Here is a 26,591-nt window from a genome sequence, read left to right on the forward strand (position 1 = left end):
ATGTATCAGCATCGTAACTGGCAGGGCGCTCTGTTGGATTATCCGGTCAGCAAAGTGGTTTGCGTCGGCAGCAACTATGCAAAGCACATAAAGGAAATGGGAAGTGCCACGCCAACCGAACCGGTAGTGTTTATCAAACCGGAAACCGCGGTGTGCGATCTGCGCCAGCCGCTGTCAATCCCGGCAAATTTTGGTGAAGTGCATCATGAAGTTGAGCTGGCGGTGCTGATTGGCTCGACGCTGAAGCAGGCGAGCGAAGAGCATGTGGCGAAGGCGATTGCCGGTTATGGCGTCGCGCTGGATTTGACCTTACGTGACGTGCAGGCCGGTTTGAAGAAAGCGGGCCAACCGTGGGAAAAATCCAAAGGTTTTGATAACTCGTGTCCGCTGTCCGGTTTTATTCCGGTTGCCGAGTTTAGCGGCGATCCCCAGAACACCGAACTGAAGCTGATGGTTAACGGCGAAGTGCGTCAGCACGGGACGACCGCCGATATGATCCACAAAATTCTGCCGTTAATTGCCTACATGAGCCAGTATTTCACTCTGCGCGCGGGCGATGTGGTGCTGACCGGTACGCCTGAAGGCGTTGGCCCGATGCGTTCTGGCGACAAGCTTGAAGTGTCGCTGGCGGGTCACGGTATTTCGACGCGCGTTCTGTAAAACTTGCATCACCGCACCTGAACCTTTATAAGGTGCGGTCTCTTTGCTAACCCGGACCGCCATCATGACTGAACAACCTTTCTGGCAGACTAAACGCCTTGACCAAATGAACGACGCAGAGTGGGAATCCCTGTGCGACGGCTGCGGCCAATGTTGCTTGAATAAGTTGCAGGATGCGGATACCGACGAAATCTACTTCACCAACGTGGCCTGCAATCAGCTGAATATCAAAACCTGCCAATGCCGTAACTACGAGCATCGTTTTGAGTTAGAAGAGAATTGCATCAAGTTGACGCGTGAAAACCTCACCAGCTTTGAATGGCTGCCACGTACCTGCGCCTATCGCGTGTTAGGGGAAGGCAAAACCTTGCCGGCCTGGCATCCGCTGATCGCCGGTTCTAAAAAGGCGATGCATGCGCAGCGCATTTCAGTGCGTTTTATTGCGGTGCGTGAGAGTGAAGTGCGGGATTGGGAAGAGCATATAATCGATCGACCGGATCGCAACGGTTAAATATAAAACAGGCAGCCAAGGCTGCCTGTTTTTTTGGTGTTAACGTCCGAACAGATCGCGGCGTTTCGGTTTGAACAGTTGTGAAATCAACACCAGCAGCGCCACCAGCAGATAAGCGCCGAAAATCACGATCATCCACTGCGGCATGCTCCAGGTCAGGAAAGTCCAGCCGCGCTCGGCGCAGTCACCGCTGGCCACAAACACCGAAGGCAACCATTTATCCAGTGGCAACCAGGTTGGGAAACGAGCGGCAAAGTCGCAGGTGACAAACGGATTGGGATGCAACTGAATCATGGTGTGATCGTAAGAGAGGCGAGTGCCTTCAATCGCGCTATAAATCCAGATGAGGATCGCCGCCCAGCGCAGCGGGGTTTTTGGCGCAATCGCACCCACGATGCCCGCGCCCATCACGCCAAACAGCGCGCAACGCTCATAAATACACATTACGCAGGGTTGCAGCCCCATGACATACTGAAAATACAACGCCGTCAATTCAAACGCTAGCGCCGTTAGGGCCAGCAGAAGCCAGGCACCGCGTCCACGCGAGCATTGATTCAAATATCGCAACATATTGCTTTTCCTGTAACCGTTAATGTTTCGCAGTGTAAACCAAAAGCGCAACCGTGCCAGCCAGGTAAAGGGAAAAAATCATGTACAAAAATGACTTAAGTCGCGTTGAGGCCAAAAAAGATCCGGTCATGCGCTTCATCCGATAAGTGCAAGCCGCAGGCGCAGCGCAAACGTGTGCTTGCCAGCGTCGTTTCGTCTGAATTCACGGCTGAATTTTGCGCCAGCGCGCGCTTTTAATCGGTTGGCAGGCTATTTCCGCTATAGCCGCTCTGGTATGATGAGTCGCATTACGATAAAGAAAGCAACGAGAAATAAATGCTATGGTGATTAAGGCGCAGAGCCCCGCGGGATTTGCTGAAGAGTATATTATTGAAAGCATCTGGAACAGTCGTTTTCCGCCGGGATCCATTCTACCTGCCGAACGTGAGCTTTCTGAACTTATTGGCGTGACCCGCACCACGTTGCGTGAAGTGTTGCAGCGTCTGGCGCGCGATGGCTGGTTAACCATTCAACATGGCAAACCGACGCGCGTTAACGATTTTTGGGAAACCTCCGGTTTAAACATCCTCGAAACCCTGGCCCGACTCGATCACGATAGCGTTCCACAGTTGATTGATAATCTGCTGTCGGTGCGGACTAACATCTCTTCGATTTTTATCAGCCGTGCGCTGCGTCATCATCCTGATAAAGCGCGCGAAGTGCTGGAAAATGCACTGATCGAGGAAGACAAAGCCGAAGCCTATACCGAGCTGGATTATCGCGTGTTCCGCGGCCTGGCGTTTGCATCAGGTAACCCGATTTATGGTCTGATTTTGAATGGCCTGAAAGGGTTGTATACCCGCGTGGGTCGTCACTACTTCTCCAGTCTGGAAGCGCGTGAACTGGCGCGTAACTTCTATCGCCAGCTGGCTGACCTGTGCGTGGCTAATCCTTCGCAGGAGCAGATTGTCGATAGCGTGCGTGAATACGGACGCCGCAGCGGTGAGATTTGGCACAAGATGCAGAAAAGCATGCCGGACGATTTAGCCAGCAAGCGATAAAAGAAAAACCGGACTTCGACAGTCCGGTTTTTTTTGCCTTACAACGTTGGGCCGCGCGTGGGCGAACGATCCAGCAACTCGACGCTGCCGTCTTCATTCTGCTGTTCCAGAATCACATCAAAGCCCCACAAACGATGCACATGCTTCAACACTTCTTTGCGGCTCTTATCAAGCGGCGCACGCTGTTGCGGCACATAACGCAGCGTTAGTGAGCGGTCGCCACGCAAATCCACGTTGTAGACCTGAATGTTAGGTTCCAGATTGCTCAGATTGTACTGCGCCGACAGCTGCTGACGAATGGCGCGATAACCTGCTTCATCATGGATCGCCGCAATTTCGAGGAAATTGTTACGGTCATCATCCATCACCGTGAACAAGCGGAAATCACGCATCACTTTTGGTGACAGGAACTGGCTGATAAAGCTCTCGTCCTTAAATTCGCGCATGGCGAAATGCAGGGTTTTCAGCCAATCCGAACCGGCAATGTCCGGGAACCAGTAGCGATCTTCTTCGGTCGGTGTCTGACAGATGCGTTTGATATCCTGGAACATCGCGAAGCCCAGCGCATACGGGTTGATGCCGTTATACCACTGGCTGTTATACGGCGGCTGATACACCACGTTGGTGTGGCTGTGCAGGAACTCCATCATGAAACGTTCCGAAACTTTGCCTTCGTCATACAGATGATTAAGGATGGTGTAGTGCCAGAACGTGGCCCAGCCTTCGTTCATTACCTGCGTCTGTTTCTGCGGATAAAAATACTGACTGACCTTGCGAACAATGCGCAGCACTTCACGTTGCCAGGATTCCAGCAATGGCGCATTTTTTTCCATGAAATAGAGCAGGTTTTCCTGCGGTTCAGAAGGGTAGCGCGATGCCTCAACGTGCACCGACTCCTTCTCTTTACGCGGCAGGGTACGCCACAGCGTATTCACCTGACTCTGCAAATACTCTTCGCGGCTCTGCTGGCGAGCTTTCTCTTCCTGCAGCGAAATTTTCTGCGGACGCTTATAGCGATCCACACCGTAGTTCATCAACGCATGGCAGGAATCGAGCAGACGCTCAACCTCCTCTACGCCATAGCGCTCTTCGCAATCGGTAATGTAATTTCGCGCAAACAGCAGGTAATCCACAATCGAACTGGCATCGGTCCAGCTGCGGAACAGATAGTTATTTTTAAAGAAAGAGTTGTGACCGTAACAGGCGTGCGCCATTACCAGCGCCTGCATGGTCATGGTGTTCTCTTCCATCAAATAGGCGATACACGGATTGGAGTTGATGACGATCTCATACGCCAGGCCTTGCTGACCATGCTTGTAGCGCTGTTCCGTTTCGATGAATTTCTTGCCGAACGACCAGTGCGCATAGTTGATCGGCATACCCACGCTGGAGTAGGCATCCATCATCTGCTCGGAGGTGATCACTTCAATTTGGTGCGGATAGGTTTCCAGTCCGTAACTTTTGGCTACGCGGTCAATTTCCGCCAGATAATCATCCAGCAGTTCGAAGGTCCAGTCGGGACCATCACTGAGTCGTTTACTGTTGCGGGTTGGCTCGTCAAAGATTGTCGTCATAGCGCACCTCTGTTTTGCAAGCGGCAGGAGTTACCTGTCACGATCGTTTAAGGCCTCATCCTGAGTAAAGATGGCCCAAAAAACTGAGCGAACACTTCAATGATAGTCCACTGTCGCCTATCCGAAACTGAATCTCAATCGAATTCTTTTGGCAGAAAATCATTCAAAAAGCGTTAGTTAAGCCAATACTGATGGCAAATGTTGGATATTATTCATTTAGCAGAATAATGCTCTGTTTATAAGTGGATTGTATGACTGCGGCGCTTTCTCCTGAAAAAAGTCAAAACCGCTCCCTTCCGCATAATAAATGGCTGATTAAGGGATTTAAGGCATAAAAAATCCTGATTTTGCCGCTGTTGCATGATTTCAGTGTGCAGTCAGGTAAAAAACATGTGAAATAAGTCGGTCGAATGTAAGATTTCAATAGCGGTCGGGTTATGCTGTGTTGGGCTGGGTTAATAGTTAATTATTCTTTTGCTGCGACGAGGGGCTTATGCGCGTAGTGATTCTTGGTAGTGGTGTGGTTGGGGTAGCGAGCGCATGGTATCTGGCGCAGGCCGGACATGAGGTCACGGTTATCGATCGTCAACCTGCCGCCGCGCTGGAAACCAGCGCCGGTAATGCGGGACAGATTTCACCGGGCTATGCTGCGCCTTGGGCGGCGCCGGGCGTTCCGCTGAAAGCGGTCAAATGGATGTTCCAGCGTCACGCGCCGCTGGCAGTTCGTCTCGATGGCAGCAAGTTCCAGCTGGAATGGATGTGGAATATGCTGCGTAACTGCGACATGCAGCACTATCAAGAGAATAAAAGCCGCATGGTGCGCATCGCGGAGTACAGCCGCGACTGCCTGAAAACGCTGCGCGCCAGCACCGGCATTGCCTATGAAGGTCGGCAGGGCGGCACGCTGCAGCTCTTCCGCACGCAGCAACAGTTCGAAAGTGCCAGCAAAGATATCGCCGTGCTGCGCGATGCGGGCGTGCCCTATGAGCTGCTGGAAGCGCATCAGCTCAAAAATGTCGAACCTGCGCTGGCGGCCACGGCGCATAAACTCACCGGCGGTTTGCGTCTCCCTAACGACGAAACCGGCGACTGCCAACTGTTCACCCAACGTCTGGCTGCGATGGCAGCGGCGGCGGGCGTAACCTTCCGCTACAACACCTCGGTTGATCAGTTGTTGCGTGAGGGCAATCGCATTTATGGCGTGAAGTGTGGCGATGAAGTGATCAAAGCCGATGCTTACGTGGTGGCATTCGGTTCCTATTCAACCGCGCTGCTGAAAGACATTCTGGCCATCCCGGTTTACCCGTTGAAAGGCTATTCGCTGACAATTCCAATCAAGAATGCCGATGCCGCACCGGTTTCCACCATCCTCGATGAAACTTACAAAGTGGCGGTAACGCGCTTTGACGATCGCATTCGCGTGGGCGGCATGGCAGAAATTGTTGGTTTTAACACCAAACTGTTGCCGGCACGACGCGAAACGCTGGAGATGGTGGTCCGCGATCTCTATCCTGAAGGCGGTTTTGTCGAACAGGCCACGTTCTGGACCGGATTGCGTCCGATGACGCCAGACGGTACGCCGATTGTCGGGCGCACGCCGCTCTCCAATCTCTATCTCAATACCGGTCACGGTACGCTGGGATGGACGATGGCTTGTGGTTCCGGTCAGCTTCTGGCTGATTTAATTTCTGGTCAGAAACCGGCGATTGCCGCAGATGATTTGTCAGTGCTGCGCTACCTGCCAGGTTTTGAGCCACATTCTTCGCCACTGCGTAACGCCAGCGCGGCGCGCTGAGACCTCAGGGAGAGTAAAAGCATGTCACGTCCAACCGGTGCCACCATCAATCAACAGGCACTGCGTCATAATCTGGCCGTTGTTCGCCGGGCGGCCCCGCAATCACGCGTCTGGTCGGTGGTAAAAGCCAATGCTTATGGTCACGGTGTGGCTCGCGTGTGGCAAAGCCTGGCAGAAACCGATGGTTTCGCGCTGCTGAATATGGAAGAGGCGATCCTGCTGCGTGAGCAGGGCTGGAAAAAACCGATCCTGCTGCTGGAAGGTTTCTTTCATGCCGAGGATTTAGCGCTAATCGATCGTTACCGCCTCACCACCAGCGTGCACAGCAACTGGCAGATTCAGGCGCTGGCAAAAGCGCAGCTGTCGGCACCGGTCGATGTGTACCTCAAAATCAACAGCGGCATGAACCGGCTTGGTTTCCGTCCTGAGCAGGCTCATGCGGCGTGGCAAAAACTGCGCGCTTTGCCGAACGTCGGTGCAATGACGTTGATGGCGCACTTCGCTGATGCAGAGAATCCGCAAGGATTAGTTGAGCCGATGAAGCGCGTCGAACTGGCGGCGGAAGGGCTCGATTGTCCGCGTTCCCTGTCTAACTCTGCGGCTACGCTGTGGCATCCTGAAGCGCATTTTGACTGGGTGCGTCCCGGCATTATTCTCTATGGCGCGTCACCGAGCGGCGACTGGCAGGATATCGCCAGCACCGGATTGCAGCCGGTCATGACGCTCACCAGCGAAATCATTGGCGTGCAGCAGCTGAATGCCGGTGACGGCGTGGGTTACGGTTATCGCTATCACGCCAGCGGCACGCAGCGTATCGGCATCGTCGCCTGTGGTTACGCCGACGGTTATCCGCGTCACGCACCCACCGGCACGCCAGTCAGCGTGGATGGCATACGCACGCAAACGCTGGGCGCCATCTCCATGGACATGATGATGATCGATTTGGAACCTTGCCGGCAGGCCGGCATCGGTTCGAAGGTGGAGCTGTGGGGCAATCAGGTGAAGATCGATGAGGTGGCAAAAGCCGCCGGAACGGTGGGCTACGAGCTGATGTGCGCGCTCGCGCCACGCGTTCCGGTTGAGGTTATTTAAGCGCGGTCACGCGACCGTGCATTTTCTTACTGCAGCGCCAGGCAGTCATCGCCAGCGCTGCACCCAGCAGCATCATCAAGGCCAGTGACGACTTCTCCGCAACGGGCAATGCCACGATTGCCATGCTGCCGCCCGCACCACACGCCATCTGAATAAATCCCTGCAGTGCTGAGGCCACGCCCGCTTGCTGCTGATACGGCTCCAGCGCGTAGCTGGTGGCGGGACCGACCGTGAACGCCAGGCCGGCAACGGAAACCGCCACGGGAATCATGTACAGCGCCCAATGGTTTTGCCACGTCGCCGGTAACAGCGTGGTGCCCATCATCAGCAGAATCGCGCCAATCAACATGGTGGCGAAACCCATCGCCAGGCAGAACGGGCGTCCCGCTTTGCGAATGGTTTTGTTCACGAACGCGCTGACCAGCATGATCCAAAAACCGTTGGCGCCAAAGGCGAAGGAGAATTGCAGCGGCGTCAGGCCGCCTTCGGTCATCAGCACATGTGGTGCCAGCGACACATAGGTCAGCACCATGCCCAGCGCGCCGGCATTCGCAAAGGCAAAGGCGAGAAAGCGCGGTTCACGGGCGATGGCAGCGTACTGCGCCAGCGGTAAACCTTTAACGCGTAAGGTGTCCGCTGGACGCGTTTCCGGCAGCCACAGCAGCACAATCAGCCCAATCACCACCGCATAGCCGCACAGGAACCAGAACGGCATCCGCCAGCCGTAGGCTTCGGCGAGGATCCCACCCAACAGTGGCGCCAGCGCGGGAACGATATTCAGCGCACCATTGAGAAAGCCGTAAGCGCGTGCGGCATCCTCGCCACTGAGACGGTCACGCACGCCGCTGAAGGCCACCACCGCAGTGCAGCACACGGCACAGCCCTGAATGATGCGGGCGAGGAAGAACACTGGCCACAGCGTGCTGGTGGCGGCAATCGCGCTGCCAATGATATAAAGCGCGAGGCCAATCAACGCAAGCGGCTTACGACCAAAATTATCCACCAGCGGACCGGTGATCAATTGGCCAATGCCCATCACCAATAAAAACAGGGGAATAGTGATTTGGATGAGGCTCACCGGGCTGTTAAGACCTTCGGCGATTTGCGGCAATGTCGGGAGGTAAAGATCAATGCCAAGCGGCGCCAGCAGCACCAGGCTAAGAAGTATTAAGGTGAATTTTTGCATTACGAACCGGACGACCTGTTAAACAATCCGGAAGGGTAATGACTCTTAGGGGAAAAAGAAAGGGATAATAAAAGCGATGCCTGCCGAAGTGCACAGGCACCGCCTCGAGGGTATTAGTAAGCGCCGTCGCGACGAACCACTACGCCAGCGGTTTTGAACAGAATTGCAATGTCAGTCCATAACGCCCAGTTTTTCACGTACCAGGAATCGAAGTAGACGCGCGTATCGTAGTCGATGTCGTTACGTCCGCTGACCTGCCACAAGCCGGTCATGCCCGGTTTCGCCATCAGGTAGTAATCCACATCACCGGCATAACGCTCCAGTTCTGCTTCAATCACCGGACGCGGACCGACCAGACTCATTTCGCCACGAATCACGTTCCACAGTTGTGGCAGCTCATCAAGGCTGGTTTTGCGCAGGAAGTTACCAATTTTGGTCACACGCGGATCGTTTTTCAGTTTGAAATCGCGGTCCCATTCGGCACGCGCTTCCTCGCTGGTCGCCAGCAAATTTTGCAGCACTTCCTGCGAGTTGGTCACCATTGAGCGGAACTTCAGGCACTTAAACTTCACGCCATCTTGCCCAACGCGTTCATGACCATAAATCGCATTGCCGCCGTCACGTTTCACCATCGCACACAGCAGTCCAAATACCGGTCCGAGGAACAGCAGCAGCATGGATGCCACCACGATATCGAAGGTGCGTTTCAGGAAGCGCGAAGAGCGTTTCGCCAGGTTATTGCTGACGCGCAAAATCATCACTTCATGGCTGAAGATGAATGACATATCGGTGCCATACAGCGGCACGCCGCGCAGCGTTGGGATCACGGAAATTGAACGGCACTTCATTTTGGACAGGAACTTCAGCCATTTATCGCGCACCACTTGCTGCTCAAATTCGGTGGCGACGATAAATTGCGTGTTGTCACGGTCCATGGTTTGCCAGTTGATGTCTTTCCAGGTGATCACCGGAACGCCATTAACCTTCTCATGCTGTTGGTCATCATCCAGCGAGATAAACGCCTGCACGTTATAACCGAGGATCTCCTCGCTCTGCAGTGCCGCATAGGCTTCCATGGCATTTTTACCGGAACCAATGATAATGGTTTCCTTCTGCCACTGACCGGCGCGGTTGATGGCGCGTTTTACCACGGCACGCATTAGCGGCAGCAGCAGCAGGGCGTAAGTCCAGCTGAACACCCAAACCATGCGCGAGAAGTCCCATTTTGAAAAGGCAATCAACGCCAGATCAAGCAGAGAGAAGACGAACAGGGTTTTAATCACTTCTTTCAGTTCAAACCAAAACGGCTTGCGATAAGTGTAGTGACGCATACGCACCCAGAACCAGGCGGTGCAAAGAATAGAAAGGCTAAATTGGGCAATAAACCGGTATTCAATCTGCTGGGGCGGAATAAAGGTATCCAGTTCGCCCCAAATACCTTGAACGGTGGCGGCAGATAAAAACAATGCCAGATTTAATGCAATTAAATCCGAGAAACTAAGTGCGACTTTTGCGATGAGGTTTTTGCGCAGTCCGCTCCACGAGCGGGTTGCATCATTCATTATCAAAGTACTTGCCATAAAACCTGCTCTCTTTTCTTAAGTAAAAGATGGCCTGACCAGAATCAAGTACGCGCTCAGGAGTGGTCCGCTGAAAAATGGAAAGAATAATTCTTTCAGCGAGATATAAGTCAGTGCTGCCATAAGCGCTGCAAGGAAAGGACCGTTTGAGACGTGATGAACGTCACGAAAAGCTGCAGCAACGTTTAAGAGTATGCAGGAGTTATTTGACAGAGTTAATATGGAAATAGTCTGAAAAGGAAATAAATGACTAAAGAAATAATTGGCTATTTAATTGAAATGTATGGTTAAAAGTTAATTAATCGCGAATATTACGCTTCATTTTAAGACAGCTTTTCGGAATGACCGCCATTCACATCAATGGCGGCGCCAGCCAATCAGGCGGGTTTTTTTAATACCCACAGGTCCTGCTGCTTGTCATAGTGTCCGATTTGCAGATCGACAGCCTCTTCATCAATCCATGCCGGTACACTGGTATCCACATCCCAGCCGTCGAGTTGGTCACTCAGGCCGGGATTGGTATGGCAGGGAATACTGACAGTGTCGCCATTGTCACTATTGAACTCTGCATCAACGATTTCATATTGACCAATCTTCACCACGCGTCCCATTACATTCTCCCGTATTTGCTGGGTTGAATAGTGAGCATAGTCGTTCACACGCAGTTTACGAGCGATAAAGCCTCGGATTAATCCTTGTCTTCGCTGACGCGCACACCGACCTTCACAATCTGGTTATCTTCTTTCTCTGCCACCGTCCAGGTTAACTGCTTCCATTCCACCTGATCGCCAACCACTGGCGTGCTGCCGAGCAAACTCATTACCAGCTGTCCAAGCGACTGCTGATCGTTGGTCTGTTCATCTAACTCCAGGCCGTAAATTTGCGCCACGTCGCGCAGGCGCGCCTCGGCATCCAGAATAAAGTCGCCGAAGAAGCGTTGATCCAGCGATACCGGCGGCGATTGACTAAACATTTTGCCCAAGGCGGGGAGATCACGTTCACGGCCAATCACACACAGCACATCGCCTTCTTTCAGGCGCGTATTGCCGTTGGGATGCATTAACGCGTTATCGCGGAACAGGGCGGCGATGCGGGTTTCGCGCGGCATCTGCAAATCACGCAGCGCTGCGCCGACGCACCATTTGTCGGCGCTCAGCTGATAAATAAATTGTTCCCACGGATTCTCCGGATGGATATCCAGCCCAACCCGGCTAATCGGCGAGGCGGTTGGTGGCACCACCACTTTGGCGCGTTTGGCGGCATAGCCCAGCGAAGTGCCTTGCAGCATCAACGACACCAATACTACAAAGAAAGCGATGTTGAAGTAGAGCTTGGCGTTCTCCAGCCCGGCCATCATCGGAAATACGGCGAGGATGATTGGCACTGCGCCACGTAAGCCCACCCAACTGATGAAGATACGTTCGCGTCCGGTGAAGCCTTTGAACGGTAACAGACCAACCAGAATCGACAGCGGGCGCGCTACCAGAATCAACCACAGCGACAGAATCATCGCCGGCACCGCGATGTGCCACAAATCGGAGGGTGTCACCAGCAAGCCCAGCACAATGAACATGCCGATTTGGCTCAGCCATGCCATACCATCAAAAGTTTGCAAAATACCGTGGCGGTTGCGAATCGGGCTGTTGCCCAGCAGGAAGCCGCAAAGATAAACCGCCAGAATGCCGCTGCCTTCCATCACGGTGGTGAGCGCAAACACGATGATGCCGCCACTCACCGCCAGCAGCGGATATAAACCCTGCGCCAGATTGATACGGTTAATCAACTGCTGCAGCGCCCAGCCGCCGCCCAGGCCTAATACGATGCCAAGACCAAACTGCTGCACCAGATGCACCACAAACATCCAGCTCAGGCCGGACTGGCCTTGCTGAATCATGTCGATCAGCGTGATGGTGAGAAACACCGCCATCGGGTCGTTGCTGCCGGATTCAATCTCCAGCGTGGAGCTGACACGTTCGTTGAGGCCTTTATCACCCAGCAGCGAAAATACGGCGGCGGCATCGGTAGAACCGATAATCGCGCCAATCAGAAAGCCCTGCATCAGATCGAGCTTAAAAAGCCAGGCAGCGGCAACGCCGGTTAACCCTGCGGTGATCATCACGCCAACCGTCGCCAGCGATAATGCCGGGCCGAGCGCCACCTTTAGCGAAGACGCTTTGGTACGCATTCCGCCATCGAGCAAGATGATGGCTAAAGCCAGGTTAGAGACCAGATAGGCGACGGGATAGTTATCAAAGGCGATGCCACCGATACCATCAATCCCGGCCAACATGCCGAGAGCGAGGAAGATCACCAGAATCGGAATGCCAAGGCGTGATGAAAAGGAACTGAGCAAAATACTTGCTGCTACCAGCACGGACCCAATAATGAACAAACTGTAAATCATGCTGGTATTCAACGGCGTTCTCCTGCGGTGGGGCAAAAAAGACAAACTGCGGGCGATTCACACAGACAAGGTGGAAAGATAATGCCTTATCAATAGCTTGTCAGCGCTTAATTGCACATTTTTTCATTCTGCGGGGCCGCATCCCATACACAGCTAAATTTGTATGAAAAAACAACAGGAAATGGCGCGAAGTGAGTGGGGCTGCTGCAAAGAAAAAGCCGGTCAGTGACCGGCTTATAAAATCAGGCTTCTGCAGCCTGTTTGTGGAAAAGTTCTCTAAATACCGGATAGATGTCTTCTGGCTCGCGAATATGTTGGATTGCGAAGTTATCAAACATTGCCTGCAGATGTTCATACTCGCGCCATAAGGTCTGGTGCGCGCGGCGCGTGATCTCGATATAGCTGTAATAACGCACAACCGGCAGAATATGTTTGGCTAAGATCTCGTGGCAGAGCGGTGAATCATCGGCCCAGTTATCACCATCCGACGCTTGCGCCGCATAGATGTTCCACTGTGACGGGTCATAACGCTCTTTAACTACTTCATCCATCAACTTCAGTGCACTGGAAACAATGGTGCCGCCCGTTTCCTGTGAGTAGAAGAATTCCTGTTCGTCGACCTCTTTGGCTTGAGTGTGATGGCGAATGTACACCACGTCGACGTTCTTGTAGGTACGGCTCAGGAACAGATACAGCAGAATGTAGAAACGCTTCGCCATATCTTTGGTGGCTTGATCCATCGAACCAGACACGTCCATCAGGCAGAACATCACGGCCTGGCTGGAAGGTTCTGGTCGCTTCTCGAAGTTTTTGTAGCGCAGGTCAAAGGTATCGATAAACGGTACGCGGTCGATGCGCGCGCGCAACTCAGCGATCTCTTTACGTAAACGCTCCTCTTCCAGTAACTGCGCCGGTTCGCTGTTTTCCACTTCGGATAGCGTAGCTTCCAGTTCGTTTAACATGCGGCGTTTACCCGCCGTCATCGCCGTACGACGAGCCAGCGAGTTCTGCAGCGAGCGCACCACACTGATATTAGCCGGCGTACCGTTTGAGGTGTAGCCCGCGCGATGGGTTTTGTACTCGTTTAACTGCCGATGTTGATTCTTACGCAGGTTCGGCAACGCCAAATCTTCGAACAGAAGATCGAGATATTCATCTTTAGATATCTGGAAGCTGAATTCGTCCTGGCCTTCACCATCCTGACTGGCGTTGCCTTGGCCGCTACCGCCGCTGCCGCCGCCACCTTGCGGACGTTCAATGCGATCGTTTTGCACGAAATGGTCATTCCCAGGATGCACGCGATGGCGACTGCCGCCGCGGCCCTGATGGAAGCTCGGTTCGTTGATATCGTCAATTGGAATCGAGACCGATTCGCCGCTCTCGACATCGGTCACCGAACGCTTGTTGATGGCCTCGGAGATCGATTGCTTAATTTGCGACTTGTAACGGCGCAGAAAGCGCTGCCGATTTACGGCGCTTTTGTTCTTACCGTTGAGACGCCGATCGATAAAATAGGCCATAAAAATCCCCCAAACTGCATTGCAAGCTTAGGCCGGGAAACCCGGCCTCCTGTTGCAGCACCGTAGCGCCGCAACGCTTACAGATAACGATTATGAAGATTTACGCACGCGCAGATACCACTCGCACAGCAGGCGTACTTGCTTGCGGGTATAGCCTTTTTCCATCATGCGATCGACAAAATCATCGTGTTTTTTCTGCTCGTCCGTTGAGGTTTTGGTATTGAACGAAATCACCGGCAGCAACTCTTCGGTGTTCGAGAACATTTTCTTCTCGATGACCGTGCGCAGTTTTTCGTAGCTGGTCCAGTTCGGATTGCGTCCGCTATTCTGCGCACGGGCACGCAGCACAAAGTTGACAATCTCGTTACGGAAATCTTTCGGGTTACTGATCCCGGCAGGTTTCTCGATCTTTTCCAGCTCGGCGTTCAGCGATTCGCGGTCAAACAGCTGTCCGGTGTCGGGATCGCGGTACTCTTGATCCTGAATCCAGAAATCAGCGTAGGTAACGTAGCGATCAAAGATGTTTTGACCGTATTCCGAGTAGGACTCCAGATACGCGGTCTGAATCTCTTTACCGATAAATTCGGCGTATTTTGGAATCAAATAGCCTTTCAGGTGCTCCAGATACTTCTCGGCTTGATCCTGAGGGAACTGCTCGCGCTCAATTTGCTGCTCCAGTACGTAGAACAGATGCACCGGGTTGGCCGCTACTTCGGCATGGTCGAAGTTAAACACGCGCGACAGGATTTTAAACGCGAAGCGGGTTGAAAGACCGTTCATGCCCTCATCAACGCCCGCGTAATCGTGATACTCCTGCCAGGATTTGGCTTTTGGATCGGTATCTTTCAGGCTCTCGCCATCATAAACGCGCATTTTCGAGTAGATGCTGGAGTTTTCCGGCTCTTTCAAACGCGACAGAATCGAGAAGCGGGCCAGGGTTTCCAGCGTGCCCGGCGCGCATGGCGCCGTGGTCAACTCACTGTGATCCAACAGTTTGTTGTAAATCTTAATCTCTTCAGAAACGCGAAGGCAGTAAGGCACTTTGACGATGTAAACACGGTCAAGGAATGCCTCATTGTTTTTGTTATTACGGAAGGTGACCCACTCTGATTCGTTGGAGTGCGCCAGAATGATGCCGTTGAACGGCAGGGCAGAGATTCCTTCGGTACCGTTGTAGTTACCTTCCTGCGTGGCGGTCAGCAGCGGATGCAGCACTTTAATCGGTGCTTTAAACATCTCCACGAATTCCATCACGCCCTGATTCGCGCGGCAAAGTGCACCTGAATAGCCGTAAGCATCAGGATCATTTTGCGCGTGATTTTCCAGCTTGCGGATATCCACTTTACCGACCAACGCAGAAATATCCTGGTTGTTCTCATCGCCCGGTTCTGTTTTGGCAATCGCTACCTGCTCCAGAATCGACGGCCACACTTTCACTACTTTGAAACGGGTGATATCGCCGCCAAACTCATGCAGGCGTTTCGCCGCCCAGGGCGACATGATGGTGCCCAGATAACGCCGCGGCACGCCATACTCCTTTTCCAGAATATTGGCGTCTTCCTGCGGGTTAAACAGGCAGAGTGGATGATCGTTTACCGGGCTGCGCTCGCCGTCGGCGCTCAGCACATAGATCGGCACACGCTGCATCAGCGCTTTCAGGCGCTCGGCCAATGAGGATTTACCGCCACCCACCGGGCCCAGTAAGTAAAGGATCTGTTTCTTCTCTTCCAAACCCTGCGCGGCGTGTTTCAGATAGGAGACGATTTGCTCAATCGCTTCCTCCATACCGTAAAACTCTTCGAAGGCCGGGTAGCGTCCCATGACACGGTTGGAAAAGATTCGGGAAAGGCGAGGCTCTTGCGCAGTGTCAACCATCACCGGCTCACCGATGGCCATTAATAGTCGCTCGGCAGCGTTGGCGTATGCACTGCGATCCTGTTTACAGATGGCGAGGAATTCCTGCAATGAGAACTCTTCGTCCTTGGCAGCTTCATAACGCTGACGATAGTGATCGAATATATTCATAGCGATGCCCGTCCTTTCGTTTTTAGCACAGGTAAAGGAGCGTAATAAAAGTTTGTAGCAGCTCCCGGAAGATATTCTTTATTGAGTACAGCAACCCTTATGCCAACCTGACGTTTTTTTATCGGGATACACAATTCTTATGGTTACTCTGCTCGTACAAAAAAGTCTCGTCTTACATTTAACTGTAGAAGGCATTCAGAAAACCTGCAGCCACTTTTCTCCTTATTCAGCGATATATCAATAACAAAGTCTCATAAGCACTGAGGCAATCAACCTAAGCCGTGAGAGCGATGAAGCTACTGAGAATATTTCGCTATGCTGATTAGAGAGCATCATTAAACGTTAACCGATAGCAAAAATTTGGTTAGACTCTGCGTGTGATTGTTATATTAATGGACTGAATAAATTGTGAACCAATTCAAACTTAAAGCGCTTGCTCTGGCTGTACCTTGTTATTTTGCGGCGTTCGGCACTCATGCAGAACCCTTATCTCTTGGCGCTTCGGTGATTTATGCGCAGTCACCTTATCGGGGCGGACAAGACCGCTATCTGCCGATTCCGGTGATTAATTATGAAGGTGAAAACTTCTGGTTCCGTAGCCTGCAAGGCGGCTATTACCTGTGGAAAGACCCGCAGAATCAGCTGTCGCTGACGGTGCTGGGATCGCCGCAGCAGTACGATCCGAAAGACAACGATTTGGGTGACATGAAAGCGCTGGATAAGCGCCGTATGACGCTGATGGCCGGCGCCAACTATCGCCATGTTGCCGATTGGGGTATCGTGCGCACCGCTCTGCTGGGTGATGTGCTCAATAACAGCAATGGGTTAATCTGGGATCTCACCTATCTATATCGCTTTGATTTCGGCGCATTCAGCCTGACGCCGGGCATTGGTGCCATGTGGAACAGCGCCAATCAGAACCGTTATTACTACGGTGTTTCATCCCATGAAAGTGCGCGAACCGGCATCGCTGAGTATCATCCAGACGACAGCTGGTCGCCGTATGTCGAGATGAATGCCAGCTACCAAATCAGCCAAAGCTGGAACGCCAGCTTGTCTGGTCGTTACACGCGCTTCGACAGCGAAATCAAAGACAGCCCGATGGTCGATAAGAGTGGCCAGTTCACACTCTGGACCGGCATCAGTTACAGCTTCTGACGATTAAATAAACGCCTCGTAATGAGGCGTTTTTCTTACATTGCACCAATTCAGAGCCCCATTTCAGCGCAACAGGAGGAGTGATGAAGACTATCCAATTTCACGGTGAATCAGCTTTACCCGCTATTGGCCAGGGAACCTGGTATATGGGTGAAAATGAAGCGCTGCGCAGCCAGGAAGTGGCGGCACTGCAGGCGGGATTAGATCTTGGACTCAAGGTTATCGACACGGCAGAAATGTATGCGGAAGGCGCTGCCGAAGAGGTGGTCGGCGAAGCGTTACGCGGCCGTCGCGATCAAGCCTGGCTGGTATCGAAGGTGTATCCCTGGAATGCCGGTGAAGTCGATGCTATCGAGGCCTGCGAGCGCAGTCTGCGTCGTCTGCAAACCGATTACCTCGATCTCTACCTGCTGCACTGGCGTGGCAATGTGCCCTTGGAAGAAACCATTCGCGCGATGGAATCCTTGCAGCAGCAGGGCAAAATCCGCCACTGGGGCGTCTCGAACTTTGACCATGACGATATGCTGGAACTGTGGAATGAGCCCGGCGGCAAGGCCTGTTTAACTAATCAGGTGCTGTACCACTTAGCGTCGCGGGGGATTGAGTATGATCTGTTGCCGCAGTGTCAGCAGCGCGAGATGCCGATTATGGCCTATTGCCCGTTAGCGCAGGCTGGACGACTGCGACAAGCGCTGTTTGACGATGCGCATCTTCAACAGATTGCACAACAGAAGGGCATCAGCGTGGCGCAAGTGCTATTGGCTTGGGTGATCCGTCAACAAGGTGTTTTGGCCATTCCTAAAGCCAGCAGCGTTGCACATGTGCAGCAAAACGCGGCCGCGCTTAGCATCAATCTGACTAATGAAGAGCTGAGCATCATTGATCGGGCGTTTCCTGCGCCTCAATCTAAAACTTCATTAGATGTGGTTTAGCGGCGCAACGGCGCCGCATCTTATTACTTATTAACGATACGAATTGTGGTACTCAAACGCGCAGGGGATTCACCCGCGCTTTTTAACGGCTTGCTAATGCGCGCCGTTTCCACGCACACCATGGTTTTATAGCCTTCATTTGGCATGTCCCCCATGCTGCATGATAACTCCGGACCTGGATTCCACGTGACAACGTCACTCTGATAGTGGTGATAGACTTCAATCTGGCGTTTGCCCGCTTTATCGTGAATCACGCTGCAATCATCCGCCGCGGTGTGAATACGATCCACGCGGTTTGGATAGGTCTGCTTGTCGTCTGATGCGCCAACCGCATTATCGTTAACCTTATCGATAAAGCTGTTACCCAATCCGCTCACTTCGACCTGCGCGATATCCGCAATTCGGAAGTAGCTGTGCAGCGCTGCGGTGGCTTCATAGTCGCCGTAGGCTTCCAGCTCAATTTCACAATGCTCAGCAATCCGGAAGCGAGCAAGCAGGGTGAAATCGTGCGGCCAGAGCTTTTTGGTTTGTGCGTTGCTTTCCAGCGTAAAAGTCAGCATTACCGCATCTTCGTTTTCGTCATGGGCGGTCAGCGTCCACGGCATATTGCGTGCAAAACCGTGCGCCGGTTCACCTGCCGGACCAAACCACGGCCAGCAAATCGGCACGCCGCCGCGGATTGCTTTACCTGTGGTAAACGGGGTTTTTTCACTGAGCCAAATCACCGGTTTTTGGCCGCTAGGCTGCCACGAAAGCAGATGCGCACCTTGCAGGGCAATCGCCGCACGCACTTTAGGATGGCTGATTACCACAATCGGCAAATCACCCTGCTGGCGCTGTGACAGATAAGGGGTGATTTGATTCACTACCGGAAGGGTATAAAGCGTATCTTGCATGGTCAGACCTTCTCTTTTATCCAGTCGAAAAAAAGGGGCGACCGAAGTCACCCCTTGTCTATGTAGCCGGTTAGCTTACTTTGAAGCAACCAGTGCAATCAGATCCAGAACTTTGTGTGAGTAACCAGTTTCGTTATCGTACCAGGAAACCAGTTTCACGAAGTTGTCGTTCAGAGCGATACCTGCTTTAGCATCGAATACTGAAGTCAGGGTTTCGCCGTTGAAGTCGGTAGAAACCACGTCGTCTTCGATGTAGCCCAGAACGCCTTTCATTTTGCCTTCTGACTCAGCTTTGATCACTGCACAAATTTCTTTGTAAGTCGCTGGTTTTTCCAGGCGAACAGTCAGGTCAACAACAGACACGTTTGGAGTAGGAACGCGGAACGCCATACCGGTCAGTTTGCCGTTCAGCTCTGGCAGAACAACGCCAACTGCTTTAGCTGCACCGGTAGAAGATGGGATGATGTTCTGCGCTGCGCCACGGCCGCCGCGCCAGTCTTTGTGAGACGGGCCATCAACGGTTTTCTGAGTAGCGGTAGTCGCGTGAACGGTGGTCATCAGACCTTCAACGATACCGAAGTTGTCGTTGATAACTTTAGCCAGTGGAGCCAGGCAGTTGGTGGTGCAAGACGCGTTAGAAACGATGTCCTGACCAGCATATTTGTCAAAGTTAGCGCCACGTACGAACATCGGGGTGCTGTCTTTAGATGGACCAGTCAGAACCACTTTCTTCGCGCCAGCGGTGATGTGTTTACGCGCAGTTTCGTCGGTCAGGAAGATACCGGTCGCTTCAGCAACAACGTCAACACCCACTTCGTCCCACTTCAGGTTAGCCGGGTCTTTCTCAGCGGTAACACGGATTTTCTTACCGTTAACAATCAGTGCACCGTCTTTCACTTCTACAGTGCCGTCAAAACGACCGTGAGTAGAGTCATACTTCAGCATGTATGCCATGTAATCGGCGTCGAGCAGATCGTTGATCGCGACGATTTCGATGTCAGAACGCTGCTGCGCAGCACGGAAAACGATGCGACCGATACGGCCAAAACCGTTAATACCTACTTTGATAGTCATATATTCCACCAGCTATTTGTTAGTGAATAAAAGGTTGGCTGTAAAATTACAAAAACCTTACCAAGCGTCAAGCGGAATCGTGTCAATTGTTGCGACAGGTCAATTCCAACACCAGGAATAATTCGTTGCGCAATCGCTTACGCAGCACCCTTATTGCGCGCCTATGTTACGCCGAATGCGGGCTGAAAAGGGATGACTTTTACAAAGGGTGATCGCCATCACAAAATCGTGCTGTGGAACAGATGTCGGAGGCGTTAGCACGAAAAAAGACCCGATAGATGTTGTACGTTTGTTAGAATACTAGTCGATTTTTTCAGAATGACACTCCGGAACTCAAAATGGCTAAAGACACCGCACCCGACGCAAAAATTGCGCAGCTTTCCGAAATGCAGCGCTATGTCACTCAGCATCGTGGAACGGAGCCCCCTTTCTCGGGCGCCTTGCTGCACAACAAGCAGGAAGGGATTTACCACTGCTTAGTTTGTAATTCGCCGCTGTTTCTCTCCGAAACCAAATACGATTCAGGCTGTGGCTGGCCAAGTTTCTATCAGCCTTTCAGTGACGACGCTATCCGCTATCTGGAAGATGATTCACACGGCATGCACCGGGTTGAGATTCGCTGTGGCAACTGTGATGCGCATTTGGGACATGTGTTCCCGGATGGCCCACAGCCGAGCGGCGAGCGCTACTGCGTGAACTCCGCCTCGCTAAACTTCACTGATGAGCAGGGCAATCAGCAAGAGGGCTAAGCATGAAACAGGAACTGGAAGCGATGCTGGAGGCGATGACACCGGAAGTATACGAGCGACTCTCCACGGCGGTTGAAATCGGCAAATGGCCAGATGGCGTCGCGCTGACGCCAGAGCAGAAAGAGAATTGTCTGCAGCTGGTGATGTTATGGCAGGCTCGCCACAATGACGATCCGCAACATATGACCATCAGCAAAGGTGGGGATATGGTGATGAAATCGAAGAAACAGCTTAAAGAAGAGTTTGGCATTGAGCCCGAAGTCACGCGCATCAACCTGCACTAACAATCAAAAGGGCTGGTTCTCACCAGCCCCTAATTTTCAGATTAATACCGCACCTTGTGCTTCCATCTGAGCGAAAGCAATTTCACTGTCATCCGGATTCAGGTTCACACCGCGGCAGCCCTCTTTAACCACCTCCACGTTGTAACCTAACTCCAGCGCATCCAGCACGCTGTATTTGACGCAGTAATCGGTCGCAATACCCAACATCACTAAATCGTTAATGCCGCGCTCGCGCAGCCAACTGTCGAGTTCTGTCTTGCGTCGATGGCCGTTATCGAAGAAGGCGCTGTAGCTATCCACCTCAACATCGCCCCCTTTATGAAACACGGCATCAATCAGAGAGCGATCGAGATCGGGATGAAAATCCGCCCCGACAGAATTCTCAATACCGTGATCGGGCCACCAGATCTGCGCTAAACCGTTTAATTCGCCAAGCGTGTAGACCGGCTCGCCGGAGATCGAGGCGAAGCTGCCGTGATTGGCTGGATGCCAGTCTTGCAATGCCACCACACATTCACCCCGCTCGTGAAACTCACGCGCAAATCGATTGGCGACGGCAACCGTTTGGTCACCTTCACGCACCGCCATTGGGCCGCCGGGGCAAAAATCGTTCTGAATATCGATGATTATCAATGCCCGCTTCATTGGTTTCGCTCCGTATCAATCTTCGGTCAGTTCGCCGCGTAAATTCTGCTGCATTTTGGCACGAATTTCCGCGCTGGTAAGGTTCTGACTCAATAAAAAATGCAGTTTGGTTAATGTGGCCTCAACGGTGAGATCAAAACCGCTGATCACACCCGCATGCTCAAGCGCATTGCCGGTGGCATAGCCGCCCATATTCACTTTGCCGGACATACACTGCGTCAGATTCACCACCACAATGCCGCGATCGCTGGCCTGTTGCAGTTCCGAAAGAAACTCAGCATTTTGCGGCGCGTTGCCAACGCCGTAAGAGCGCAGGATCAAGGCTTTCACCGGTTGACGCAGGAAATTACCCACCACGTCGGCAGAGATACCCGGATAAATCGTTACCACGCCAATCGGCTGTGGTGTTATCGGATGCACAATCAGCTCGCCGTGACCTTGCGGTGCGGGCGGGGTGTTTAACCGGCGGATATGAATACCCGCTTCCAGCAAGGGCGCCAGGTTTGGCGATGCGAAGGCATTAAAGCCGTCAGCATGTGCCTTAGTGGTACGGTTGCCGCGGAACAGCGTGTTATTGAAAAACAGGGCAACTTCACTGATCGGATAATTGGCCGCCACATACAGCGAGTTCAGCAGGTTTTGCTGCCCATCAGAACGCAATTCTGCCAGGGGAATTTGCGAGCCGGTGACAATCACCGGCTTAGCGAGGTTCTCCAGCATAAAGGAGAGCGCCGAAGCGGTGAAGGCCATGGTGTCGGTACCATGCAAAATTACAAAGCCATCGTAACGATCGTAGTTTTGCTTAATATCGTTCGCAATCGATTGCCAATCCTGCGGCGTCATGTCCGAGGAGTCCATCAGCGGCTGATATTCATGGATGGTGAAATCCGGCATTTCAGGCCGATGGAATTCGGGCATGTTTGCCAGCTGCTGTTGCAGATGACCCGATACCGGAATATAGCCCTGCGCAGAGCGCTGCATCCCGATGGTGCCGCCGGTGTAGGCTACGTAGATATTTTTCTTTTGCATGAAGGAACTCAGACTTGCCGTAAAACGCGCAGTATAAGGGGATTGCGAACGAAAAGCAGCCCGACCAGCGGCCGGGCTGTAAAGATTAGCGTACGTTGCCGCAGTTCAGGCAGAAAGCGTAGCGATTTTGCGGATCGTTGAGGTTATTCAGTAAGCCAGGTTGCTGTTTCATTGCGCTCATTACGTCCAGCATTGGCGCAGGCAGCCAGACTTTCAGCGCAGCCGGCAACACCGCCTGAACCGACGCGTTCATCTGATTCAGCAGCAGATCGATCATGCCCGGATCGTCCTGATACCAGCTCAACTCCGGCTTAGCGACTTTCGCCAGCTCAGCAGCTTTCGCCACGGCATCGTCAAAGTCACCCAACGCATCGACCAAACCATTGGCTTTCGCATCGCTACCGGTCCAGACGTGACCCTGCGCAATCGCATTGATTTCCTCAGGCGTTTTGTGACGCGAGGTTGCCACCAGGCCCACGAAATTACGATAGCCGTTCTCAATGGTCAGCTGCATCAGCTGCTGCACTTCGGTTGGCAGCGCTTTGGTGGTGGCGACGTCCGCCAGCGGTGATGTGGCAACGCCGTCAGTATGCACACCCACCGAACTCAGGCTGTTTTCAACGGTGTTAATCACGCCAAAGATACCGATGGAACCGGTCAGCGTGCTGGGTGCCGCCACGATGTAATCAGCTGGCGTTGAAATCCAGTAACCGCCCGAAGCCGCCATGCCGCCCATCGAGACCACCACCGGTTTACCCGCATCGTGGGCTGCCGCCAGCTCTTCACGAATGGCTTCAGATGCCGTGACGCTGCCGCCTGGGCTGTTGACACGCAACACAATGGCTTTGATTTTAGCATCCAGGCGCGCATCGCGGATTTGCGACGCCGTGGTATCACCGCCGACGTTTCCGGCGCTCTCTTCACCGTCCATAATCGCACCGCTGGCGAGGATCACGGCGATATTGCCATCCTGACTCTGCGGCGGCTGTTTAACGGTGTAATCGTAGATACTGACGCTACGGTAATCGTTATTCGCCTTATCCCAGCCGAAGGTCTTTACCAGTTCCTGATCGGCGGCTGCTCGCGTATCCAGCACATCCACTAACTTATTGTTCAGCGCATATTTCGCGGTATCACCTTGCACCGCTTGCAGGCCGCTAATGATGCCGGCTGCACCTGGGAACAGCTGTTCTGGTGTGATCTGACGATTGGCTGCCACAGTATTCAGGTAATTCTGCCATAGCTGGCCAATCCAGCGCCCATCAGCGTCGCGTGCTTCTGGTGACATATCGTCACGCAGGAACGGCTCAACCGCAGATTTATAAGTGCCTACGCGGAAGACATGCGAATTAACTTTCAGCTTTTCCAGCAAAGTCTTGTAGTACAGGCCGTTGGTGGCGAAACCGTGCAGATCGACCGTGCCCTGAGGTGAGAGATACACCTTGTTGGCGTAACTGGCGATGTAGTATTGCGCCTGGCTGTAACTGTCGCCGACTGCATAAATAGGTTTGCCGGCGTCACGGAATTCGCGCAGTGCTTTACCCACATATTGCAGCGAAGGTTGATCGCCACCAGCAAAGTCACGCAGCTCCAGCACGATGCCAGTGATGTTTTTATCAGTTTTTGCCTGGCGGATCGCATCGACGACATCGAACAGGGAATTCTCCTGCAGGCGATCGCTATTGGCGCCCAACAGTTGACGGCTGATACGACTCAGACGATTGCTGACGGAAGGTTTATCGACCAGCACTCCGCTCAGATCGATTTTCAATGCGCCTTGCTGTACAGGTTCACTGCTATTGGAACTGGAAACCTGCAGCCAAATCCCGACGCCCGCCAGGATCAAAACAATAAGAAATAAATTAAGAATAAATTCCCGAATAAAATTCAGTACCCGCCAGGTCCAGCGGAACAGACCGGAAATAATTCGCCACAAAGTGCGCATAAACTCTCCATATTCACGTAGCAGGGCAGCCAGCACGCGGTCTGCCCCGATGTCGGGTTCATCCTAAAGAGCGGCGTGCGAAAAGTCAGCAGGAAATCGCGCCAGACTGTTACAAAAGATCGTGCTGTGCCAGGATTAGCCCACGCTTTTTATTCACGGGAGAAGAATAATGGATGCATTGGATTTATTAGTTAATCGCCGCTCGGCGTCTCGTCTGGCAGAACCGGCTCCGGCAGGTGAAGCGTTGCAAAATATTCTGCACGCCGCGATGCGCGCCCCCGATCACGGTACGCTGCAGCCATGGCGTTTCATTATTGTCGAAAATGAGGGGCGCGAGCGCTTTGCTAACTTGCTGGAACAGGCCGCGCGTGACAGCAATCTTGAGCAGAAGGCGATTGACAAAGCAGCCTCCGCGCCTTATCGCGCGCCGATGATCATCACCGTGGTGGCGCATTGTGAAGAGAACGCCAAAGTGCCGCAGTGGGAGCAACTGGCGTCTGCCAGCTGTGCAGTGATGGCGATGCAGATGGCCGCCGTGGCGCAAGGTTTTAATGGCATCTGGCGCAGCGGTCCGTGGACCGATCATCCGTCCGTGCGCGAAGCCTTTGGCTGCCGCGAGCAAGATGCGATTGTCGGTTTCCTCTATCTCGGCACGCCGCAGTTGAAAGCCAACACCACCGTGGTTGCGCCGGACACCGCGCAGTTTGTCAGTTATTTCTGACAGACAATGCTGGACTTTTGCGGCAGGTTAGGCGCCGTTGCAAAGATTGCACAGAGCCTGTGCGAAAGATCGAGGTTAGGTCGTGCAACACTTACTCCCAACTGACAGCCAGGCTAACATAGCGCCTTCTGTTCATCGCATAAGGAAGTCGCCATGAGTGAACCTGTTCGTTTAACGCAATACAGCCACGGTGCGGGTTGTGGGTGCAAAATTTCGCCGCAGGTGTTGGAAACCATTCTGCGCAGTGAGCTCAGTCCGTTTCACGATCCGCAACTGCTGGTTGGCAATGAAACGCGTGATGATGCTGCAGTCTACGATCTCGGCAACGGTACTGCGGTGGTAAGCACCACCGACTTCTTTATGCCGATCGTCGACGATCCTTTTACCTTTGGTCGTATCGCCGCCACTAACGCCATCAGCGATATCTACGCCATGGGCGGGAAACCAATCATGGCGATCGCTATATTAGGCTGGCCGGTGAATCTACTGAGTCCGGAAGTGGCGCAGCAGGTGGTCGAGGGCGGGCGTGCCGCTTGTCAGGCGGCGGGAATCGCCCTGGCGGGCGGTCATTCGATTGATGCGCCAGAGCCGATCTTCGGCCTGGCCGTAACCGGTATCGTCGATGTGGCACGGGTGAAAAAGAACAGCGCGGCGCAGGCCGGTTGTCAGCTTTTCCTCACCAAACCATTAGGCATTGGCATTCTCACTACCGCGGAGAAAAAAGGCCTGCTGCGGCCTGAACACCAGTCGCTGGCCGCCGACGTAATGTGCCAGCTGAATAAAGCCGGAGCGGAGTTCGCCAAACTGGCGGGCATCAGCGCGATGACCGATGTCACCGGTTTTGGCTTGCTCGGCCATTTAAGTGAAATCTGCCAGGGTTCAGGATTGCGTGCCGAAGTGATTGCAGCGCAGGTACCGCGCCTGGCGGGCGTCGATGACTATATCGCTGCGGGAGCGGTGCCCGGTGGCACCAGCCGCAACTTCGCCAGCTATGGCGAGCAGGTTTCACCCTTAGATGACGCCACCCGCGCGTTGCTGTGCGATCCACAAACCTCCGGTGGTCTGCTGGTGGCGGTTCAACCCAGCGCCATTGAGGCATTCCAGCGCTGCGCCTCTGCAGCAGGCGTGCAAGCAACGTCTATTGGCGAACTGTTTGCCGCTAGAGCCGATCGTCCACTGATTACCGTAGTTACCTGACGTT

At 53.2% G+C, this 26,591-nt stretch carries 24 protein-coding genes; 11 read left to right on the forward strand and 13 right to left on the reverse strand.

Annotation, left to right across the window (positions count from 1 at the left end):
• Positions 1–660 (forward strand): fumarylacetoacetate hydrolase family protein, encoded by a 660-nt coding sequence (locus K5Y30_RS01425; protein WP_101764202.1) that lies wholly within the window; start codon positions 1–3, stop codon positions 658–660.
• 64 nt (positions 661–724) lie between these two features.
• A complete protein-coding gene (locus K5Y30_RS01430; protein ID WP_008110381.1) occupies positions 725–1,171 on the forward strand; it encodes a YcgN family cysteine cluster protein in 447 nt (148 codons plus the stop codon).
• Between the two features lie 39 nt (positions 1,172–1,210).
• Here the strand turns inward: K5Y30_RS01430 and dsbB are convergent, their stop codons facing one another.
• Complete coding sequence (dsbB, locus tag K5Y30_RS01435) at positions 1,211–1,741, reverse strand: disulfide bond formation protein DsbB (protein WP_222210326.1); 531 nt, start codon at positions 1,739–1,741, stop codon at positions 1,211–1,213.
• 320 nt (positions 1,742–2,061) lie between these two features.
• Between dsbB and fadR the strand changes: the two genes are divergently transcribed.
• Positions 2,062–2,781: a fatty acid metabolism transcriptional regulator FadR gene (fadR, locus tag K5Y30_RS01440; protein ID WP_101764204.1), complete on the forward strand. Its 720-nt coding sequence runs from the start codon at positions 2,062–2,064 to the stop codon at positions 2,779–2,781.
• A gap of 38 nt (positions 2,782–2,819) precedes the next feature.
• Here the strand turns inward: fadR and K5Y30_RS01445 are convergent, their stop codons facing one another.
• Positions 2,820–4,355 carry a SpoVR family protein gene (locus K5Y30_RS01445; protein WP_101764205.1) on the reverse strand — a complete coding sequence of 512 codons (1,536 nt, stop codon included), beginning with the start codon at positions 4,353–4,355 and terminating at the stop codon, positions 2,820–2,822.
• A 493-nt stretch (positions 4,356–4,848) separates the two neighbouring features.
• On the opposite strand from K5Y30_RS01445, the gene K5Y30_RS01450 reads away from it, so the two are divergent.
• A complete protein-coding gene (locus tag K5Y30_RS01450) occupies positions 4,849–6,150 on the forward strand; it encodes a D-amino acid dehydrogenase (protein ID WP_101764206.1) in 1,302 nt (433 codons plus the stop codon).
• Positions 6,151–6,171: 21 nt separating this feature from the next.
• Complete coding sequence (dadX, locus tag K5Y30_RS01455) at positions 6,172–7,242, forward strand: catabolic alanine racemase DadX (protein WP_222210327.1); 1,071 nt, start codon at positions 6,172–6,174, stop codon at positions 7,240–7,242.
• Here dadX and K5Y30_RS01460 read toward each other — a convergent pair.
• From K5Y30_RS01460 to yeaG, 6 genes are all read right to left on the reverse strand, one after another.
• Positions 7,235–8,428 carry a multidrug effflux MFS transporter gene (locus K5Y30_RS01460; RefSeq protein WP_222210328.1) on the reverse strand — a complete coding sequence of 398 codons (1,194 nt, stop codon included), beginning with the start codon at positions 8,426–8,428 and terminating at the stop codon, positions 7,235–7,237. The genes dadX and K5Y30_RS01460 overlap by 8 nt on opposite strands.
• 113 nt (positions 8,429–8,541) lie before the next feature.
• On the reverse strand, positions 8,542–10,008 hold the full coding sequence (wbaP, locus tag K5Y30_RS01465) for an undecaprenyl-phosphate galactose phosphotransferase WbaP (protein WP_008110368.1): 1,467 nt from the start codon (positions 10,006–10,008) through the stop codon (positions 8,542–8,544).
• A 377-nt stretch (positions 10,009–10,385) separates the two neighbouring features.
• Entirely contained in the window at positions 10,386–10,619 is a 234-nt protein-coding gene (locus tag K5Y30_RS01470) for a DUF1480 family protein (protein WP_110866277.1), read from the reverse strand.
• A gap of 77 nt (positions 10,620–10,696) precedes the next feature.
• Positions 10,697–12,424, reverse strand: a complete 1,728-nt coding sequence (locus K5Y30_RS01475; RefSeq protein ID WP_101764211.1) for a potassium/proton antiporter — start codon at positions 12,422–12,424, stop codon at positions 10,697–10,699.
• A gap of 230 nt (positions 12,425–12,654) precedes the next feature.
• A complete protein-coding gene (locus K5Y30_RS01480; protein ID WP_222182295.1) occupies positions 12,655–13,932 on the reverse strand; it encodes a YeaH/YhbH family protein in 1,278 nt (425 codons plus the stop codon).
• A gap of 90 nt (positions 13,933–14,022) precedes the next feature.
• Positions 14,023–15,957, reverse strand: coding sequence for a protein kinase YeaG (gene yeaG / locus K5Y30_RS01485; protein WP_008110364.1), 1,935 nt, complete (start codon positions 15,955–15,957; stop codon positions 14,023–14,025).
• Between the two features lie 408 nt (positions 15,958–16,365).
• Here yeaG and K5Y30_RS01490 point away from each other — a divergent pair, with 408 nt between their 5' ends.
• Positions 16,366–17,115, forward strand: coding sequence for a MipA/OmpV family protein (locus K5Y30_RS01490; RefSeq protein WP_222182285.1), 750 nt, complete (start codon positions 16,366–16,368; stop codon positions 17,113–17,115).
• A gap of 80 nt (positions 17,116–17,195) precedes the next feature.
• Complete coding sequence (locus tag K5Y30_RS01495) at positions 17,196–18,047, forward strand: aldo/keto reductase (RefSeq protein ID WP_370634168.1); 852 nt, start codon at positions 17,196–17,198, stop codon at positions 18,045–18,047.
• A 23-nt stretch (positions 18,048–18,070) separates the two neighbouring features.
• On the opposite strand, the gene K5Y30_RS01500 is transcribed toward K5Y30_RS01495, so the two are convergent.
• Positions 18,071–18,943, reverse strand: coding sequence for a D-hexose-6-phosphate mutarotase (locus K5Y30_RS01500; protein WP_222210330.1), 873 nt, complete (start codon positions 18,941–18,943; stop codon positions 18,071–18,073).
• A gap of 75 nt (positions 18,944–19,018) precedes the next feature.
• A complete protein-coding gene (gene gapA, locus K5Y30_RS01505) occupies positions 19,019–20,017 on the reverse strand; it encodes a glyceraldehyde-3-phosphate dehydrogenase (protein WP_007889697.1) in 999 nt (332 codons plus the stop codon).
• A gap of 338 nt (positions 20,018–20,355) precedes the next feature.
• Between gapA and msrB the strand changes: the two genes are divergently transcribed.
• Positions 20,356–20,766 carry a peptide-methionine (R)-S-oxide reductase MsrB gene (gene msrB / locus K5Y30_RS01510; RefSeq protein WP_110866272.1) on the forward strand — a complete coding sequence of 137 codons (411 nt, stop codon included), beginning with the start codon at positions 20,356–20,358 and terminating at the stop codon, positions 20,764–20,766.
• 2 nt (positions 20,767–20,768) lie between these two features.
• Positions 20,769–21,050, forward strand: a complete 282-nt coding sequence (locus K5Y30_RS01515) for a YeaC family protein (protein ID WP_222210331.1) — start codon at positions 20,769–20,771, stop codon at positions 21,048–21,050.
• Between the two features lie 36 nt (positions 21,051–21,086).
• On the opposite strand, the gene pncA is transcribed toward K5Y30_RS01515, so the two are convergent.
• From pncA to sppA, 3 genes are all read right to left on the reverse strand, one after another.
• On the reverse strand, positions 21,087–21,695 hold the full coding sequence (gene pncA, locus K5Y30_RS01520) for a bifunctional nicotinamidase/pyrazinamidase (RefSeq protein ID WP_222210332.1): 609 nt from the start codon (positions 21,693–21,695) through the stop codon (positions 21,087–21,089).
• A 15-nt stretch (positions 21,696–21,710) separates the two neighbouring features.
• Complete coding sequence (gene ansA / locus K5Y30_RS01525; protein ID WP_101764219.1) at positions 21,711–22,724, reverse strand: asparaginase; 1,014 nt, start codon at positions 22,722–22,724, stop codon at positions 21,711–21,713.
• 85 nt (positions 22,725–22,809) lie between these two features.
• Entirely contained in the window at positions 22,810–24,669 is a 1,860-nt protein-coding gene (gene sppA / locus K5Y30_RS01530) for a signal peptide peptidase SppA (protein WP_222210333.1), read from the reverse strand.
• Between the two features lie 169 nt (positions 24,670–24,838).
• On the opposite strand from sppA, the gene K5Y30_RS01535 reads away from it, so the two are divergent.
• Positions 24,839–25,390: an NAD(P)H nitroreductase gene (locus K5Y30_RS01535; RefSeq protein ID WP_110866269.1), complete on the forward strand. Its 552-nt coding sequence runs from the start codon at positions 24,839–24,841 to the stop codon at positions 25,388–25,390.
• 153 nt (positions 25,391–25,543) lie between these two features.
• Positions 25,544–26,587, forward strand: a complete 1,044-nt coding sequence (gene selD, locus K5Y30_RS01540; protein ID WP_222210334.1) for a selenide, water dikinase SelD — start codon at positions 25,544–25,546, stop codon at positions 26,585–26,587.
• Positions 26,588–26,591: the final 4 nt, after the last annotated feature.

It is taken from the genome of Pantoea sp. DY-5, assembly GCF_019795955.1.
Classification (GTDB): domain Bacteria; phylum Pseudomonadota; class Gammaproteobacteria; order Enterobacterales; family Enterobacteriaceae; genus Pantoea; species Pantoea leporis.